The organism is Luteimonas sp. GW821-FHT14E02, from assembly GCF_058803905.1.
Genome location: NZ_JBXAPK010000005.1, coordinates 119,533 through 136,465, shown reverse-complemented (window position 1 = coordinate 136,465; position 16,933 = coordinate 119,533). Strand labels below are relative to the sequence as shown.

The 16,933-nt window shown below is 65.1% G+C and carries 13 protein-coding genes; 2 read left to right on the top strand and 11 right to left on the bottom strand.

Features of this window, described 5'->3' with window-relative positions:
- The first annotated feature begins 145 nt into the window (after positions 1–145).
- The gene (locus tag AC1RNP_RS10035; protein WP_493051109.1) at positions 146–466 is read left to right on the top strand and encodes a hypothetical protein; all 321 of its coding nucleotides are present in this window, start codon (positions 146–148) and stop codon (positions 464–466) included.
- A gap of 92 nt (positions 467–558) precedes the next feature.
- On the opposite strand, the gene AC1RNP_RS10030 is transcribed toward AC1RNP_RS10035, so the two are convergent.
- The 11 genes from AC1RNP_RS10030 to AC1RNP_RS09980 all read right to left on the bottom strand — a co-directional run bounded on the left by AC1RNP_RS10030 (position 559) and on the right by AC1RNP_RS09980 (position 16,112).
- Positions 559–999: a hypothetical protein gene (locus tag AC1RNP_RS10030; protein ID WP_493051108.1), complete on the bottom strand. Its 441-nt coding sequence runs from the start codon at positions 997–999 to the stop codon at positions 559–561.
- Between the two features lie 242 nt (positions 1,000–1,241).
- Entirely contained in the window at positions 1,242–2,093 is an 852-nt protein-coding gene (locus AC1RNP_RS10025; RefSeq protein WP_493051107.1) for a sterol desaturase family protein, read from the bottom strand.
- Positions 2,094–2,147: 54 nt separating this feature from the next.
- Positions 2,148–2,675 (bottom strand): DinB family protein, encoded by a 528-nt coding sequence (locus tag AC1RNP_RS10020; RefSeq protein ID WP_493051106.1) that lies wholly within the window; start codon positions 2,673–2,675, stop codon positions 2,148–2,150.
- Between the two features lie 44 nt (positions 2,676–2,719).
- The gene (locus tag AC1RNP_RS10015) at positions 2,720–3,976 is read right to left on the bottom strand and encodes a 6-phosphofructokinase (RefSeq protein WP_226467910.1); all 1,257 of its coding nucleotides are present in this window, start codon (positions 3,974–3,976) and stop codon (positions 2,720–2,722) included.
- 256 nt (positions 3,977–4,232) lie between these two features.
- Positions 4,233–5,612 carry a condensation domain-containing protein gene (locus AC1RNP_RS10010; RefSeq protein WP_493051105.1) on the bottom strand — a complete coding sequence of 460 codons (1,380 nt, stop codon included), beginning with the start codon at positions 5,610–5,612 and terminating at the stop codon, positions 4,233–4,235.
- Positions 5,609–6,604, bottom strand: coding sequence for a glycosyltransferase family 2 protein (locus AC1RNP_RS10005; protein WP_493051104.1), 996 nt, complete (start codon positions 6,602–6,604; stop codon positions 5,609–5,611). The genes AC1RNP_RS10010 and AC1RNP_RS10005 overlap by 4 nt, the downstream gene beginning before the upstream one ends.
- On the bottom strand, positions 6,601–7,944 hold the full coding sequence (locus tag AC1RNP_RS10000) for a condensation domain-containing protein (RefSeq protein ID WP_493051103.1): 1,344 nt from the start codon (positions 7,942–7,944) through the stop codon (positions 6,601–6,603). Before AC1RNP_RS10000 ends, AC1RNP_RS10005 begins: the two co-directional genes overlap by 4 nt.
- Positions 7,941–10,211, bottom strand: coding sequence for a penicillin acylase family protein (locus AC1RNP_RS09995; RefSeq protein ID WP_493051102.1), 2,271 nt, complete (start codon positions 10,209–10,211; stop codon positions 7,941–7,943). The genes AC1RNP_RS10000 and AC1RNP_RS09995 overlap by 4 nt, the downstream gene beginning before the upstream one ends.
- A complete protein-coding gene (locus AC1RNP_RS09990; protein WP_493051101.1) occupies positions 10,208–11,518 on the bottom strand; it encodes a glycosyltransferase in 1,311 nt (436 codons plus the stop codon). The genes AC1RNP_RS09995 and AC1RNP_RS09990 overlap by 4 nt, the downstream gene beginning before the upstream one ends.
- 24 nt (positions 11,519–11,542) lie before the next feature.
- Entirely contained in the window at positions 11,543–15,595 is a 4,053-nt protein-coding gene (locus AC1RNP_RS09985; RefSeq protein WP_493051100.1) for an amino acid adenylation domain-containing protein, read from the bottom strand.
- Between the two features lie 298 nt (positions 15,596–15,893).
- Complete coding sequence (locus AC1RNP_RS09980; protein WP_493051099.1) at positions 15,894–16,112, bottom strand: hypothetical protein; 219 nt, start codon at positions 16,110–16,112, stop codon at positions 15,894–15,896.
- A gap of 241 nt (positions 16,113–16,353) precedes the next feature.
- Here AC1RNP_RS09980 and AC1RNP_RS09975 point away from each other — a divergent pair, with 241 nt between their 5' ends.
- Positions 16,354–16,932 (top strand): adenylate kinase, encoded by a 579-nt coding sequence (locus AC1RNP_RS09975; protein WP_493051098.1) that lies wholly within the window; start codon positions 16,354–16,356, stop codon positions 16,930–16,932.
- Position 16,933 lies beyond the last annotated feature (1 nt).

Here is a 16,933-nt window from a genome sequence, read left to right as displayed (position 1 = left end):
ATACTCGAACGCGAGTTTGCTGGATTAACTGGCAAACCGCGCTCCCGCCTGGCGAGCGTACGGGGATGGGGCCTTATTGGAAACCGTGCTTGCGCAGGTTAATGGGCTCCGCGTAGGACAACCATAAAACTAGGATCGTTACTCAATGAAGACGAAGCTTATCCATGCCGCGATTCTCGTCGCCGTGTTGGTGACCGGGTGTGCCACGATGACGACTGACCAGGCCATCGTTCCGCTCCAGACCGAAACCGCCAAGATTCTGGGCCTGGCCTCCTCTGACGAGCTGACCGTGAGCAATGTGCGCGCGGGGACTGCCGATTCGCTGGGCGGACAGGACATCAGCTACGTCGCAACGACGACGAAGGGCAGAAAGTTCGATTGCACCGCCCGCATGATGCCGGGCGTCCTGTTGTCCGCGCCGACGCTGTCGGCACCTTCCTGCCACCCGATCAAGACGCACGAGTAAGTGCTGAGCGGGTTCAACGGCGCTGTCCTGCTTCGGGACAGCGCTGGCACTTTACTATTCCGTGCAGTGATCGCAGGCGACGGCCGCCGCCGCTAACCGCCAGCCGCCGCGTTGGTGATCTTGCAGAACTGCTCGCGGACTGATTTTTTCGAAGTCAGCATCCCGGTGCTGATCGAAAATGTGATGTTGATCTTGCTGCCCTTGCCTTCCGGCGTGATCGTGACGTGGAGCGGGGCGGTTCTGACGGACATGGTCACCGAGTGCGAGGCGTAGATGGCACCGGCCTTCTTGTCGCCCCTGACGGTCAAATACCCGCCTTTTTTGTCGATGAACTCGTAGGCGCCCTTGTAGGCCGCCTCCGCACGCACGTCTGGCAGGAGGGCGTGGGTGGTGAACTGTTTGCCGCGAATATAGTTGCCAGAACTGGAGAAATTGCTGGCGCATTCGGGTTGCGCCTGCTTGTCCGCGGCAAACACCGAAGGTGCGATGGAGAGCGCGGACGAAATCATCAGCAACCAGAGGACATTGCGCATGGAGACCTCTTCGTTTGGTCGTCGCAGTGTGAGTAGGGGGATGGTATCGATTTCCGGAGAAGCGTGCGTGGGCGATGTGCCGCTGACGGAGATGTACGACCCTGGAACTGCTTCTGTCGTTGAGCCGCGATCCAGGTGGCTTCGTCATCCATCTCGATGATCCGACAAAGAGCCGCCGCGTGATGTGAGCATGTTCGCGCCGCAAGCCGGCGCAGGAACAACGGAATGCATCGGAAACGCCGTCACGAAGCGGCTTGGCGCCGCCTGTGGGAGTCCGCTTGTTCCGGTGGGCAGAACAGTTGCCAGAACGCGCCGCGCAAGCCACCCACGCGTGTCGCATCGCGGAACATCGCGATCCATTCGTGGAAGGTCAGGGTGATCGGATTATGGCTGTGGATCTGGCCGATGATGCCGTATTCGCACGGCACGGCCGGATCCTCGTCGACGTAGGTGCCGAACAGCTTGTCCCAGATGATCAGCACGCCGGCGTAGTTGCGATCGATGTACTTCGGATTACGTGCGTGATGGACGCGATGGTGCGAAGGCGTGTTGAACACATATTCGAGCCAGCCGAGCTTGCCGACCGCCTGCGTGTGCACGAAGAACTGGAAGGCGAGATTGATCGCCACCACCGCGATGATGTGGGTCGGATCGAAGCCGAGCCAGGCCAGCGGCAGCCAGAACAGCCACATGCCCGAGATCGGATAAGTGAGGCTTTGCCGGAACGCGGTGGAGAAATTCAGTCGCTCGGAAGAGTGATGGGTGACATGTGAGGCCCACATCCAGCGGATGCGATGGCTGGCGCGGTGGAACCAGTAGTAGAAGAAATCCTGGGCGACGAACAACGCGGCGACCGTCCAGACCGAGGCCGGCGGCAGATCGAACACGCGGTATTGGTAGACGAGATAGAAGAGGCCGATCACCACCGTCCAGGCAACGGCGTCGGACGCCTGGTGCATGAGCGCCAGGACCGCGTTGGAGGCGACATCCTTCAGGCTGTAGTTCTCCGGCTGGCGGCGGCGCCAGTACAAGGCCTCCCAGACGATCAGCGCCAGGAAGACCGGGGCCAGACCGAGCAGAATCCACTTCTCCATCAACCGTTCTCCGGGTGCATCGATGGCTTCGGCATCAGGACCTCGGGTGCAAGGTCAAGGTGTGGCGAGGCCCTGCGCCTGTAATCCGGTCTCGCGCAGGAATACGGGCAGGTCGCTCGTCGGCGGAAAGCACGGAACCTGATACATCATCGCCGCGATGTGGCCGCGATGGTAGGTGCCGTGGTTCACCACATGCAGCACGATGTCGCGGCGGCTCATCGCTCCCGTGCCGCCACCGATGAAGGTGAATTCGACGACTTCCTCGCCGGCATCTCCTTGCAGCGTTTCGGCATAGCCCGTGTACCAGGCGTCGATGTGTTTCTGGGCCTCGCGCACCTGCGCGAACGGCGGGGACGTCTCCGGGTTGCGCGTCGTGAGGCCATGGGGAACGCCTTCGAGATGGGATTTCCACACCAGGTCCATCAGGTAGACGTGGTTGAGCGTGCGCAGGATGTTGCCGAAGAAGATCTGCCGCGGCTTGGTCAGTTCGGCATCCGGAATTTCCGACAGCGCGCCGTAAATGAGATCGTTCGCCCACGCCTTGTAGCGGGTGAGCATGCGAAGGTGCCCGGAGTCTGTCATTTCCGCCTCGTGCTTGGATCGAGGGATCCCGAACTCGCGAACGCCTATCCCTCCCAGGCCGGCAGCTTCTGCCGCACCGCGACATTTTTCAAGACGACGTAGTTCGGAATGCCGTCGCGCCCGTAGGGCGGCGGCGCCTCGCCACGGATCAGCGGTTCCAGGTATTTGCGCGCGGCCGGGGTGATGCCGTAGCCGTCCTTGCGGACGAAGTTCGCCGGCATCTTCTTCTCGTGATTGGCCACCTTGTCGAGCGGCGCGGCTTCGATCTTCCAGCGATAGGGCGCATCGGAGGTGCGCTTGATCACCGGCATCGTCGCGTTCATGCCCTTGAGCGCGAACTGCACCGCGGCCTTGCCAACGGCCATGGCCTGGTCGAGATCGGTCTTGGAGGCGATGTGGCGCGCGGAGCGTTGCAGGTAGTCGGGCAGGGTCCAGTGCACCTTCAGGCCCAGCTTGTCCTTCACGCGGCCGGCGAGGAACGAGGCGACGCCGCCCAGCTGCGTGTGGCCGAAGGAGTCCTTGCCACCGCCCGCGTCGGCGACGAACCGGCCATCGGCGGTCTGGATGCCTTCGCTCGCGACCACGACGCAGTAGCCGACCTTCGCCACGATCTTCTGCACCTGCGCGAGGAAATCGGCTTCGTCGTAGGGACGTTCGGGAAACAGGATCAGATGCGGCGCATCGTCGGCCGTCTTGCCGGCGAGGCCCGCGGCGGCGGCGAGCCAGCCGGCGTGGCGTCCCATCGCCTCGTACACGAACACCTTGGTCGAGGTCTCGGCCATTGCGGCGACATCGAGCGCGCACTCGCGCACGGAGACTGCGGTGTACTTCGCCGCGGAACCGAAACCGGGGCAGCAGTCGGTGACGGCGAGGTCGTTGTCCACCGTCTTCGGCACGCCGATGCAGGTCAGCGGATAGTTGAACTCGGCGGCCAGCTTCGACACTTTGTTGGCGGTATCGGCCGAATCGTTGCCGCCGTTGTAGAGGAAGTAGCGCACGTCGTGCGCCTTCAGCACTGCCAGCAGGCGTTCGTAGCGGGCGCGATCGGCTTCCAGCGACTTGAGCTTGACGCGGCAGCTGCCGAAGGCGCCGCCGGGCGTGTGCGCGAGCGCGCGGATCGCGGCGGCGGATTCCTTCGAGGTATCGATCAGCTCCTCGCGCAGCGCACCAAGGATGCCGTTGCGCGCGGCGAGCACCTTCACCTTGCGGGCGCGCGCCTCGGTGATGACGGCGGAGGCGGTGGCGTTGATGACGGCGGTGACGCCGCCGGACTGGGCGTAGAGCAGGGTTCCGGAAGACATGAGGTGGGGGCCTGGCTATTCGCCTGCGAGGCGTGCATCGCGGCCCCGAATGGCCGGTCCACCTGGAACCGCGCGTTTGGGCGCGGCTAGGAGCCGGTGCGCGGCCCGGAACCGGAAAGCCGCGCCAGGAGTGAGAGCGGCGATCTTAACAAGTTCGTGCTTAGTAAGGACGTGCTTCGTAAGAACGTGCTTCGTAAGGACGTGCCTTGTAGGAGCATGCTTTGTAAAAGCGTGCTTTGTAAAAGCATGTTTAGGATCACGAGAGAAGTTCTGGTGACTTCGCCTGCTCGCGGTGGTGGCTGGTCATGCCGAGCGTTGGCGTGCCGGTTCCCAGGCTCAGGGATTCCCGCGCCGGGGATTCGCGCTGGACGGCATCACTGTCGGCGACACATCTGTCCAGCGAAGCGATGAACGCGCGCCCCAGCGCTTCGGCCTGTCCAAGGTCCAGGCAGGTCTCGCTGCCGGTGTAGACGAAACGCAGCTGGCCATGCAGGCCATAGACGATGATGCCGAGCGTCCTGATCGTGAACGAGTGCGCGTAGAGGCTGAAGTCTTTCACCACCAGCGGAGAAGCCGCGTCGTCGAGCGCGACATTGCCCAGATTGGAGAACGTGATCTGGTTCCAGCAGCCGGTGCGGCTCACCGCATCGCCCAGGCGCACGATCGAACGCAACTTTCCGGCCGGTGGCGGCACCAGCATTTCGCAGAACTGGTATTTGCCGGGAATGTCGGCGATGTCCTGTTCGATCTTCCGGCCCATCACCTCGCCGGTGTCCCGCGCGCGCTGCCAGAAGTCGCGCCCGGTGTCCTGTCGCGCGGAGACCTTGAAGGAGCCGCCGCCGAAGAACAGCATGTCGTCCTTCAGCATGGGCAGCCGTCCGCGCCTGGCGTCGACCGGACTCTCGATCCATTCGGGCGCGCGCTTGCCGAGCACGGACAGGGCCTCGCCCAGCGCGACCAGCATCGCGGCATGGAGCAGGACACCTTCACTCTTGCAGCGTCGTCTCAGGCGCTCCGAGTTGTCATGGCTCATTGCCCATTCCAGGCGATGCTCGCGATTCACGAGCGGACGCCGGGAAGACGGAATGAGCGCGAACAGCGCATTGATCGCACGCGCCAGCAGCTTTCGTTTCCAGGCATGCTTGTCGTGGAAGCCGCCGATGATGTCCTGGATGGTGGGAGCGGGATAAGGAATCAATTCCTGATCCGAGTGCAATCCCTGCAGCAGTTCACGGAGGATGATGAACATGCTCATGCCGTCGCAGACGCGGTGCGGGCTGGTGAGGAGCAACTCGTCGCGCACGCCGGGAACCTCGTGCGCGCGCCGCAACCAGACCATGCGCAGCTGCGGCTGGCCGGGCGGGAATGGCGCATAGGCTTCGGTTTCGCATTCCTGGGCACGATGCTCCGCGGAGACCCATTCGACCACGCGCAACGGAATCTGCCGCGCGGCCTCGAGCTCGTAGAAGAGTTCGCCACCCGCTTCGCGGATCAGCATTCGCAGCGCCGGGTGCTTGCGCTGCACCTTGTCGAGGGATGCGCGCAGCTGTTCTGCGGTGAGATCGCCTTCGAGGGCAATGCGCCAGCAGAGGTTGCCGTCGATCAGGCGCTCGATCGTGGAGAGTTTTCGTTTCATGTTTCGTTTGTCTGCGAAGACTCGACCGTGATCGTCGGGGCGCTGTCGGGGGCGGGCTTTTCCGGCGCGGCGCCCGTGCAGAACGAGAAGATCCTCGGATGCCTGCTTTCGAAGGGGCCGAGTCTGCCGAACAGCCCATCCAGATAACCGACCAGGATCGCGGTGATCTTCCGCAGCTTCTGCGGTTCGAACAGCAGGACGCAGAGCGCCTGGTGGAAAGCCAGCAAGCCGGTCAGCCAATGCAGGCCCCACTTCGATTTGTACAGCGCCAGCGCATGAACCGCGTTACGCGCGCCGTAGTAGCGGCGCCAGGCCGGGTGGTGCGTGGTGAACAGCTTGCCGTGGCGCACGATGTGGCCGGTGGTCTGGCGCATGGTGACGGCGGCGTTCATGTAGACGGGAACATCGTGGCTGGAGGCGCGCAGGCCGTATTCGATGTCGATGTACTCGATGAAATAGTCCTCGCGGAAGGCGCCCAGCTTGCGGTAGGCCTGCGCCGAAATGGCCGAACCGGAGGAGATGATGAACAACGTGGGGAAGAGGCCTTCGGTCTCGTGATCGATGCGCCTGGGCTTGGGGAAGCGAGGTCCGGGCGGAAACACCGGCATGCATTTGCCGAGGTTGATCTCGTGGATCTTCGGGCCGACCAGGAAGGTGTCGGTGTCGAGCCCGGAACATGCCTGCATCATCTTCTCGAAGAAGGACGCATCGATGTCCGAATCCTGGTCGAGCAGGAAGATCACGTCGCAGTCTTTCGCCAGCAGGATTTCCGCGCCGCGGTTGTAGGCGCCGGCGAGGCCGCCGCGATTGCGGTTGAAGATCACGGTGGCGCCGTCGCGCCGCAGCGTGTCATGCAGGCCGGTGTCGGCTTCCGACGAATTGTCGACCGCGACCACGTTCGGACACACCGCCAGGGCTTTCCGCAGGTTATGCAGGAATTCCTCGGACGGATGATAGAGGACGAAGATCAGGCCGAAGCTGTTCGCGCTCATGCGGTCACCTCCATCGGAACCGGAAGCGACGGCGTGGCCGCCGGTTCGATCCTGGACTCGGCTTCGGCTGGCAGCTGCGCGCAATCGTGAAGTATCTTCATCGCCATGTCCCGGATGGCGATGGCCTGCGAGCGGGGCAGGCATTGCTCGTCGGCGACGAATGAAAAATCCAGGGTCCCCGCGAAGCGGCTGATCATGATCAAGGGCGCGGGTGTCAGTGCCGCCGAGGGGCTGTGCACCGCCACGATCCGGAAATCGCGGCGATCCTGCGTCATGTCCAGGCGACCGAGATAGCTGAGGCTGACATTGCACGCCGCTGGGCGCGACGCGGCTAGCGCGATCATCTTGGCGTAGACCGCGTGCAGATATTCCATGCCCAGCAGATGCCGGTAGAACTTCGCGCCGAGCCGGCCGATTTTTTGCCACATGTCCGCTTTGAGCGCGCGCCCGAGGTTCCAGAAACCCGCTTCGGTGATCTTGTCGGCCTCGGGCGTCTCCAGCGTCACGTCGATGGTCGGGGCGATCAGGAACAGGTGATCGGCCTGCAACTTCGGCAGGAATTTGCGCGCATCCACCGGCACGGTGAATTTCTTGACGCCGCGCGCCCCGCACACATCGCGAAAGCCCAGGATGAGCGCCACGCTCAGCGCGCCGAACACGCTGATGCCCTCGGCCTCGCAGCGTTGGTTCAGCGCCTGCAACGTGGATTGATCCAGTGTCCAGCGCAGCGTGTATCTGTTGTTGTAGGCCAGCGCGCGTCCGGCAGGGAAAATCCGGATCACGAGCCGAAGCAGCGTCGCCAGCCAGCGTATCCGGCGTTGCAGGCCACGATCCTGCAGCACCGCGTCCGGCAGCAGTTCCGCATAGGTGTGCAGCGAATCGTCGCGCCCGATGTCGTGTTCGGGCGTGTCGTGCAACAGCAGCAGTTCGCGCAGCAGCGTCACCACCGATGCGCCATCGCAAAGGCAGTGATGGCAGGTCAGCAGCAATTCGCTCGCATCCTCGCCGCGCAGCCAGGTGAGGCGGACGAGCGGGGCGCCGGCGTCGAACAGGCGTGCTTCCTCGTTGCCGCATTCGCGCACCCAATCATCCGAGTTCTTGCGCGCGAGGATGCGCAGCGGAATCGGCGGCGGGGATTCCTGCTCCTCGAACCAGGGGCGTCCATCCTTGTATTCGATCAGGCAGCGCAGCAGCAGGTGCTTGGCCTGCAATCCCGCCAGCGCGTTGTGCAGCCGTTCCTCGGAGAGCTGTCCGTGGATTTCGATCGGCAGCACGATCGCGATGGGAGCGCGCCCGTCCTGATACATCACGCGTTCCGGCAGGGTAAGGGGCCGTCTCATGCCTGTCCCGCCTGGCGCAGCGCGGCCGGCCGTAACACGGTTGTGTGGGGAAATGCGGCGCGCACGCTGGATTCACGCATCGGGACCCGGATGTATTCGCCGCGCCGCCACAGGGCGATCTGGTCGAGATAGTTGGCGCTGCCGGCCCATCCATCCTGGCCGCCGAGCAATGCGAACTCGTTGGCGTCCAGGTCCGAAAGGTCCGAGACATGTCGTGCGCAGGAGCCGAAATCGGCTTCGTGCGCGCCGGCCTGCAGTGGGTGGGCACTCTTCTGCACGGTGTTGTTGCCGCCTTCGCCCTCGAAGGCGGGTGCATGCAGCCTGCGCCCCAGTCCCGGCAGGCTGCCGAGCATGTGCTTCAACCGGACGCGATGCACCGCGCCCCAGCGTTTGTGCTGACGCAGCTGTCGTGCCGCGACCGGCAACGCGCGCCGGGTCGCGCGGCGTAATTCGGGGCCGCTCGCCACCTTCAGGTCTTCCAGCAGCAACGAGCGGGTCGTCCATACGGTTTGATAGGCCGGCAGCAGGTGGCGATTGCCCAGGCCCCGGGCCGTCCCCGCCAGCAGCAGTTCAAAGGCGAGGGCGCCCGCGGACTCGCGACCGTATTCGCCATCCCATTGCCGCAGGGCATCCAGCAGGCGTTGCTGTCCCGGATTGCGGACTCGCGCCGGCAAGGCCGCCGCCAGGTGTTCGCGCAGACGCAGGCTGCCTGTTCCGGAAACGTCGCGCTGGATCAGGTACATATCCTCTGCGGCCAGCGGCCGGTCGCGGTCGAGCAGGGCGGCCAGGCGGTCGGCGCGGTCGTTGGATGCGAAGAAATAGCCGACCGGAAACTCGCTCCGATGCGGGCGTTGATTGGCCGAAACCACGAAGCCTTCCTGCGGATCGATGCGCGTCGGCAGGTTGGCGGTGTTCTCGATTTGATTCCATTGGGCGGCGGCTTGCGCGGGTAGCACGAGATCCGCTGGCGGCACCGAGGTGCGACGTGGCAGATGCGCGCCCAGGACGTGTGCAACCCGGCCATCGTGGCCGGCGAACACGAAGTTGACGCCAGAGACGCCGTAGCCTTGCAGCGCCTGGTGGAAGGACTCGAAATCGCGTGCCCGTGCCACGCCGAGCAAGGCGCCCAGTTCGTTGCTGGGGTGATGGCCCATCCAGCGCAGGGCCAGCGGCTGCTTGCAGGACAACAGGATGCCGTCGGAGACGATCGGGCCCAACTCGCTTTCGCGCAGACGCAGGCGACGCGACCGGCCGCCGCGCACGTGGACGATGGTCTCGCGTTCGCGGATCGCGCCCGCCGGAAGGGTGGAAACGTCGAACAGGTCGCTGCTCTGCGCGTGCAGGCTGGTGCCGCCCCAGGCGATCCAGGGATTGCGGCCCAGCGGCATGGACGGCAGCCCGGGCATCATCAGCCCGACGCAGTGGAATCCGGGCGAACGCATGCCGGCGATCAACCAGACATTGGGTAGTTGCAGGGAGAGGTGCGGATCGCTGGCGATCAGCGCCGCGCCGCTGCGACTGCGCCGCGCCGCCACGGCCACCGAGTTGCTGCCGCCGCGCAGCATCGTGGTGACCGCGCGGCCATCCAGCTCATGCCAACTGGCGGTCGCCGCGGCCGGCATGCCGCCGGTCAGCAGTCGCGGCCATAGCGCCTGCCAGACCTCGGACGGCAGGCGTTCGCGCAACGGCAGCAGCCGCATCCAGATCATCCAGCTGAGGTCGGTGCAGGTCAGCCGCTGATAGGTGAGCAGGTCCACCAGCGTCCAGGGTTCGACTTTCATGCGCAGCAACTCGAACTCGAGTGGCTTTTCGCGGCTGTTCAGCAGCACGTGGTTGATGCCGGCGACGAAATGCTCGGCCAGGCCGCGCTCCTCCTCCGACATCGCGTCCAGGATCTGCGGCAATGCGCGGCCGAAATCGAACAGGCGCAGCGCGCGATCCACCTCCACGCCCATCGAACCGATCATCTCGGAGACGCGGCCAAAGGCGATACGCCGCGCCAGTTCCATCTGGCCCAGTCGCAAATGAGCATGCACCGCGCCGAGCGCGGCCATCAGATCGGTGTCGCTGGCGGCTTCGATGAAAGGCACCTGGTGCGAGTTCCAGCGGATGGTCACCTCGGCGTCCACCGGGGCCCCTTCGCTGGGCAGCATGGCCAGGCGTTCGTGCAGGGTGAGCGGAGCCGGCCGGCGCGCCAGCGCCGCCTTGCCCAGCAACAAGGCAGTCACGCCCAGTCCGCCCGTCAAGTTGCGCCAGCCGAGCTTCATGCGGCGCTCCGTTGCAGCACCGCCGTGCCGCGGCGCAGCAGTCCCCAGGTGCGCAGGTAGCGGATCGCCTCGGCCACGCCATCCTCGGCGCGGATGCGGCGGCCGAGCAGTTGCGCGGCGTCCTGCATGATGGGGCGCGCGGTTTCCGTCAGCGCCTCGGCCAGTGTTTCCGGGTGCAGGTGCTGGCGATCGAGCGCGGGCGGCGCCACGCCCTGGTTGTGCAGGCTGCGCGCCCAGAACGGCTGGTCGCCGTAGAAGGGCACAATCACCGAAGGAATCCCCGCGCGTGCGGCCGCCGCGGACGTGCCGGCACCACCGTGATGCACGGCCGCCGACATGTGCGGGAACAGCCAGTCATGCGGCGCGCTGCGGATGAAGAAGGTCTTCTCGTCCTGCGGACCTTCCTCGCCCTCCAGCCCGCCCCACCCGGTCGCCAGCACCGCGCGCTGGCCACTCCTGCGCACGCCTTCGAGCACGGTGTCGGTGAAGGCGGTGGCGTTGCTGCTCACCATGCTGCCGAAGCCGATGTAGACCGGCTTGGGGCCGGCGTCGAGGAAATTCCGCAACGCTTCGGAAGGTTGCCACTGCGGCTCCTGCAGGAACCAGTAACCTGCGATCTGCGCCGTATGCGGCCAGTCGGCGGGCCGTGGCACCACGTGGCGGCTGAATCCGTAGATCACGCGGTTGAGGAGTTCGCGGCCGCGATGGAAATAAGGTCCGTACCAGGGGTGCGGAGTCAGCCCCAGTTGCGGACGCACGATATCGTTGATGGCCGGCTTCATCACCCGCCACACCAGCACGCGCAGCAGGTGGTAGATGCTCACGTTGACGCTCGCCGGCAGTTTGCGTCCGGAGCCGGCCAGGACCATCGGCGCCAGGATTCCCGACGGCATCAGCGACGGCTGCAACTGCATGCTGATGAACGGGAGTGCGTGTGCCTCGGCCAATGATTTGGCGAGCAGGGTGACGTTGCCGACACCGACGATCAGGCTGGCGCCTTCGATCGCCGCCTGTCCCTGTGCCACCCAGTCCTTGGCCCAGTTGGCGTAGCTGTCGCGGAAGATTCGCGCCATCTGGCGCAGATCCAGGCCCTTGTCGGCAATGCTGCGATCGGCTTCCAGCAGTTGTTGGAAATCGGCGGTCAGTGGAAAGAAGTCCAGCCCGTTGTTGCGCACGAGCGGCTCGAAGCTCTTGTCGGTGACGATGCGCACCGGGAAGCCGGCACGCTGCAGCCCGAGGCCCAGCGCCACGCAAGGGCGGATATCGCCCTGCGTGCCGACGGTGAAGATCGCGATCGGTGCGGTCATGTCGTTGCCTGGAATGTGAAGACGTCAGCCGAAAGCCGGGATGGGCTCCTGCCACGACACTTCCGGCAGCACCGGCGCCGCGACGTCGGCCATCGCGCGCTGATGGTTGAACTGACGTCGCAGGACACGACCGATCCGCGCGGCCGGCACCGGATCGAGCATCTTCTGGTGATGGCAATCGATCTCGTGCACCTCGAAGCGCCCGCCGATGTAGGAACGCCATGCGCCTGGGTTGTATTGCAGGATGCTGTCGATCGCATCGTGGTGCTGATGGTCGGTGGCGCGGAAGAACACCACGCTGGCATCGATCCGGGACGGCCGGTAGCGACGCGCCAGCGCGAGGTTGTTGCGCGTCACCGTGGTGACGTGATCGAGCAGCCTCGGGTTGCGCTTCAACAGTCCTTGCACCAGCGGTTGCGAGTGCACGCCATATTCCTGATAGAGTAGATCGGCCAGCGCTTCCATGTGCGGCGGCGGGTTCGTCTCGGCATGGCAATGGAAGCCGAGGAAGTGCAGGGCGGCCTGGATTTCCTGTGCTTCATCCATCGTGGGCGCGGCGGCGAAAAGATAGGAATCCATCATCGCCAGGAACTCCACGCTTTCGCCTTCCGCTTCCAACTGCGCGGCGATGGCATGACCGATCAGGCCGCCCATCGACCAGCCCAGCAACCGGTACGGCCCGTGCTTCTGGACTTGCCGCATCTGTGCGAGATAGTGGGTGGCGATCTCCTCGATGCTGCCCGGCAAGACCGCGTCGCCGCGCAGGCCGTGCGATTGCAGGCCGTAGATCGGCAGTTCGTTGTCCAGATGCCGCAGCAGGCTGGAGAAGCCCCAGCTCAGGCCGGTCACCGGATGCAGGCAGAACAACGGACGCTCGTGCGGCGACGCGCGTAGCGGCAGCACCGTCGCCAGCGGATCGTCCTCGTGCTGCGCGCGCTGCAGATAGGTGGCCAGCTGCGCGATGGTGGAAGCCTCGAACAAGCTCGCCAGCGGCAGCTCCGCGGAGAAGTACTCCGAGGAACGCGCGATCATCTCGGCGGCGGTGAGCGAATCGCCGCCCAGCTCGAAGAAGTTGTCGTGGATGCCGACGCGTTCCAGACCGAAGATGTCCTGCCACAGGGCGACGAGCTGTTTCTCCACGTCCGTCACCGGCGGCGCATAGGTCGCGCGGCGGACGCGTTCCGGCGCCGGCAGCGCCTTGCGGTCGAGCTTGCCGCTCGGCGTCAGCGGCAGGACGTCCAGCAGCGTGAAGCTGGAGGGAATCATGTACCCAGGAAGATGCTTCGCGAGATGGGTGCGCACCGCATCCGGATCGACGGTGGCACCGAACTTCGGCACCAGATACGCGGCCAGGTGCGTGCCTTCCTCGGCATCGTGGTGCGCCGTGACCACCGCCTCGCCGACCGCGATGTGGCCGAGCAGCTGATGCTCGATCTCGCCAAGCTCGACACGATGGCCGCGGATCTTCACCTGGCCATCGGCGCGCCCGATGAATTCGATCAGGCCGTCGTCGCGCCAGCGCACCAGGTCGCCGGTGCGATACATGCGGCTGCCGTCGGCGGCGAAGGGGTCGGGGAGGAAGCGTTCGCCGGTCAACTGCGGACGATTCAGATAGCCCTTGGCTACGCCGCTGCCACCGATGTACAGCTCGCCGATGGTGCCGGTGGGTACCAGCTGTCCGCTGGCGTCGAGCACGTACAGGCGCGTGTTGACGAGCGGGCGGCCGATCGGCGCGGGAATGCCTTCGGCGAGCGTTTGCAGCGAATCGTCGGGCAGTTCGTAGGTCGTCGACCAGATGGTGGTTTCGGTCGGCCCATAGATCTGCGTGACGCGCGCGGCTTCGCGCTTGAGCTTGATGGCCAGGTCGGAGCTCAGCGCCTCGCCGCCGACCACCACGTGGATGTCGTCCAGCTCCATCTGCGGGCAGGTCAGCAGCACGCGCCACAAGGACGGCGTGGTCTGCAGATAGGTGGCGCGGCTCTCCTGGATCAGGCGCGCGAGCAATGGCGGGCTGCGCACGGCCTCGTAGCTTGCGATGACCGTGCGCGCGCCCACGCGCAACGGCAGGAATAGTTCCACCGCGGCGATGTCGAAGATGATCGTCGTCACCGCCAGGAACCGGTCATTCGCGCTCAGGCCGAGCACATGCTGCGCACCGAGCAGGAAGTTGTTGAGATTGCGATGGCTGACTTCCACGCCCTTGGGACGGCCGGTGGAGCCGGAGGTGTAGAGGATGTAGGCCGTGGTCTCGGGCAGCGCGAGATCCGGCTCGATCAGGGATGTTCCCGGGAGTGTCTCGTCGGCCAGCCCCCCCTTGATGCCGCTCTCCTCCTCGGGGGTGAGCATGAGCATGTCGAGCCGGGCCAGTCGCTGGCAGGTGTCGGGTTCGGCGATCAGCGCGATCGGTGAGGCATCGTCGAGCATCATGGCGACGCGCTCGGCCGGCGCGTCGAGATCCAGCGGCAGGTAGGCCGCGCCCGTGCGCATGATCGCCAGCAGCTCGATCAGCATCTGTTCGCTGCGCGGCAGGGCGACGGCGACGATGTCGCCGGGCAGCACGCCGTCGGCGAGCAGGCGACGCGCTTCGCGCACGCTGCGTGCGTGCAGTTCGCGGTAGCTCAACACCGTGCTGCCGAAGACCACGGCCGGCGCGTCCGGCGTCAAGGCCGCATGGCGGGCGACGATGGCGGGCAGGCTGGTGTCGAGGTCGGCATCTGGCGCGGCGGTATCGTTCCATTCGACCAGCAGGCGATGGCGTTCGGCTTCGCCGAGGATGTCGATCTTCCGCAGCGCCTGCTCGGGATCGGCCAGCACCGCGTCGATCAGGCGCATCAGCCGATGGCGATGCTCGTGCAGTTCCTCGATCGAATAGAGCGCGGGATTGGCGTCGAACATCACGCACAGATCGCTGCCGTTGTTGCGGTCGAACACGAAGACGATCAGGTCTTCCTGGGTGGTGTTGGACAGGTTGTGCGAGGTCGCCGGCACGCCGCCGAAGCTGATCTGGTAATCGAACGGCTCGATGTTGATGCCGAGCCTGGCGATCTGCTGCCCCTGGCCGACCAGGCCGAGATCGCGACGCAGGTCCTCGTAGCGATACTGCTGATGCCGCAGCGCCTGGCGCACGGTGCGCGAGACCTGTCCGAACAGGTCGAGCGCGCTCATCTCCGGCGTGAAGTTGAGGCGAATGGGAACCGCGTTGGCCACCATGCCGGGGCAGCGGCGCAGGGTGTGATTGACGCGCCCGGACACCGGCATGGCGAAGACCAGATCGTCCACGCCGGTGGCGCGATGGTAGTAGGCCGCGATCAGCGCGATCAGCACCTGCGGCGAACTGGCGGAGACGCGCTTGCCGAGTTCGGCGAGTGCGTTGGCGGTGGCGACGGGAATGTAGCCGCTGCTGTGGCACAGGCTGCCGGCCTTGCGCGCGGATTTGCGCGCGAGCGTTGCCGGCTCCGGCAGGCCGGCGAGTTGTTCGTGCCAATAGGTGCGGTCGCGGCGCAGGCGATCGGAGTCGCGATAGGCGGTTTCCGCCTCGACCAGTTCGGCCAGCGTGCCGAATTCGCAAGGGGGAGGAGCGATGCCCTCGACATAGGCCGAGTACAGCTCGGCCACGCGCATCGATACGATGCTGCCGGTGTATCCGTCGAAGATCGCGTGATGCGCGCGGTGGTACCAGAAGTAGCGGTCCTCGGCGAGCTTGAGCAGCGCGCTGAAGTACAGCGGATCCTGCCCCAGGTCGACGGGCCGGCTCAGTTCCGCGTGCATCCAGGCCTCGGCCGCCGCCCGTGGATCGGCTTCGGCGCTGACGTCGATGAAGGGGAATTCCCAATCGTAGGTGGGACGCACGATCTGTTGCGGCTTGCCGTCGCGTTCGACGATGCGCAGGCGGATCGGTTCCACCTCGCTCGCCACCTGTTGCAGGGCACGCTGGAAATGCAGCGGATCGATCGCGCCGAAGATCTCCACGGCTTCTGCGATGTTCATCACGGCATCGCTCGCGCCGACTTTTTCTCCGACCCAGACACCGCGCTGCGCGGTCGTCAAAGGCAGGGCGCTTTCATGGAGCCCACTCATCTGCTGTATCCCCCTCAGACTGGAATCGTCGTCACGGTCGGACGCGGGCGCCTGTCCATGGACGCCGAGTATCTCGGCCATGCCTCAGGCACCGCCGAATCCGACCTCTCGCTTGTCCCCTCCCGGAACCGCGTTTTCCCCGGACAAAGCTCATTGGCGCGCCGGAGCAATAATCGCGAGCATCGCGTCGAAGCGTGACGCATCGAGATTTCCTGACTAATACCAACCTGCTTCCACATCGGAAGCGGTCGAATTTTTGTTCGTCGTTCCGTTTACATCGAGACGTCGATCAAAAACGTCAGGGTATTGGGATTTGTAATTTCTTTTTACGTGCGACCACCGTGAAAGACTCGTGATTGCACGCGCGAAAACGATGGGTGGTTGCGTCGAGTGCATCGACGGCATCACGAGAGGATTGTTTCGCAAGCGTGATGAGAACGTGTTCAAGCGCGATGCGTGCGCTTCGCGCATACGGGAATCTTTGCAGTGTTGTGACGAGATCGAAGATCGAACGCATGCAACGCGTCCGCGTCTTGCGATCATGCGTCTCCAAATCTCTGTGATCGTGTGCCGTCATCCGTGTTCCATGTCTCGTCGTCCCGGCGGGGTTGTCGGCATGGCGTCGGGGCCGGCCGGGCCCGGAGACAGGCTCCAGAGAGGTTGCAGGGGGATTTCGGGTAAGCTGACACGGTTTTCGCCTGGGGCCGCGCCATGCGCGCCGTGCGGCGAACCTGAATTCAGTGTTTTTGGAGCAAGCGATGCGATTGGTACTTCTCGGCGCGCCCGGTTCCGGCAAGGGCACGCAGGCGGCACGTCTCAAGGGTCATCTGCAGGTCCCGCACATCTCCACCGGGGATCTGCTGCGCGCGGAAGTGGCCGCCGGCAGCCCGCTCGGACAGCAAGCCAAGGCCGTCATGGACCGCGGCGAACTGGTTTCGGATGACATCCTGCTCGGTATGCTCGAGGACCGTTTCTCCCGCCCGGATACCCGCAACGGCTTCATCCTCGACGGTTATCCGCGCAACCTGGCCCAGGCCGACGCGCTGGACGGCCTGCTGACACGCATCCGCCAGCCGATGGATTACGCGGTGCAGCTGGAAGTGCCGATGGACTTGCTGGTCGAGCGCATCGCCGGTCGTGCCGCCGCCGAGGGGCGCGCCGATGACTCTCCCGAATCGGTGCGCACGCGCCTGAAAGTGTACGAGGAGAAGACCGCGCCGGTGATCGAGTTCTATCGCGCCCATGGCCAGCTCACGGTGGTGAACGGGGTCGGGTCGCTGGACGAGGTGTTCACCCGGATCGTCGAAACGATCGCGCCGGCGAAGGAAATCGGGTAAG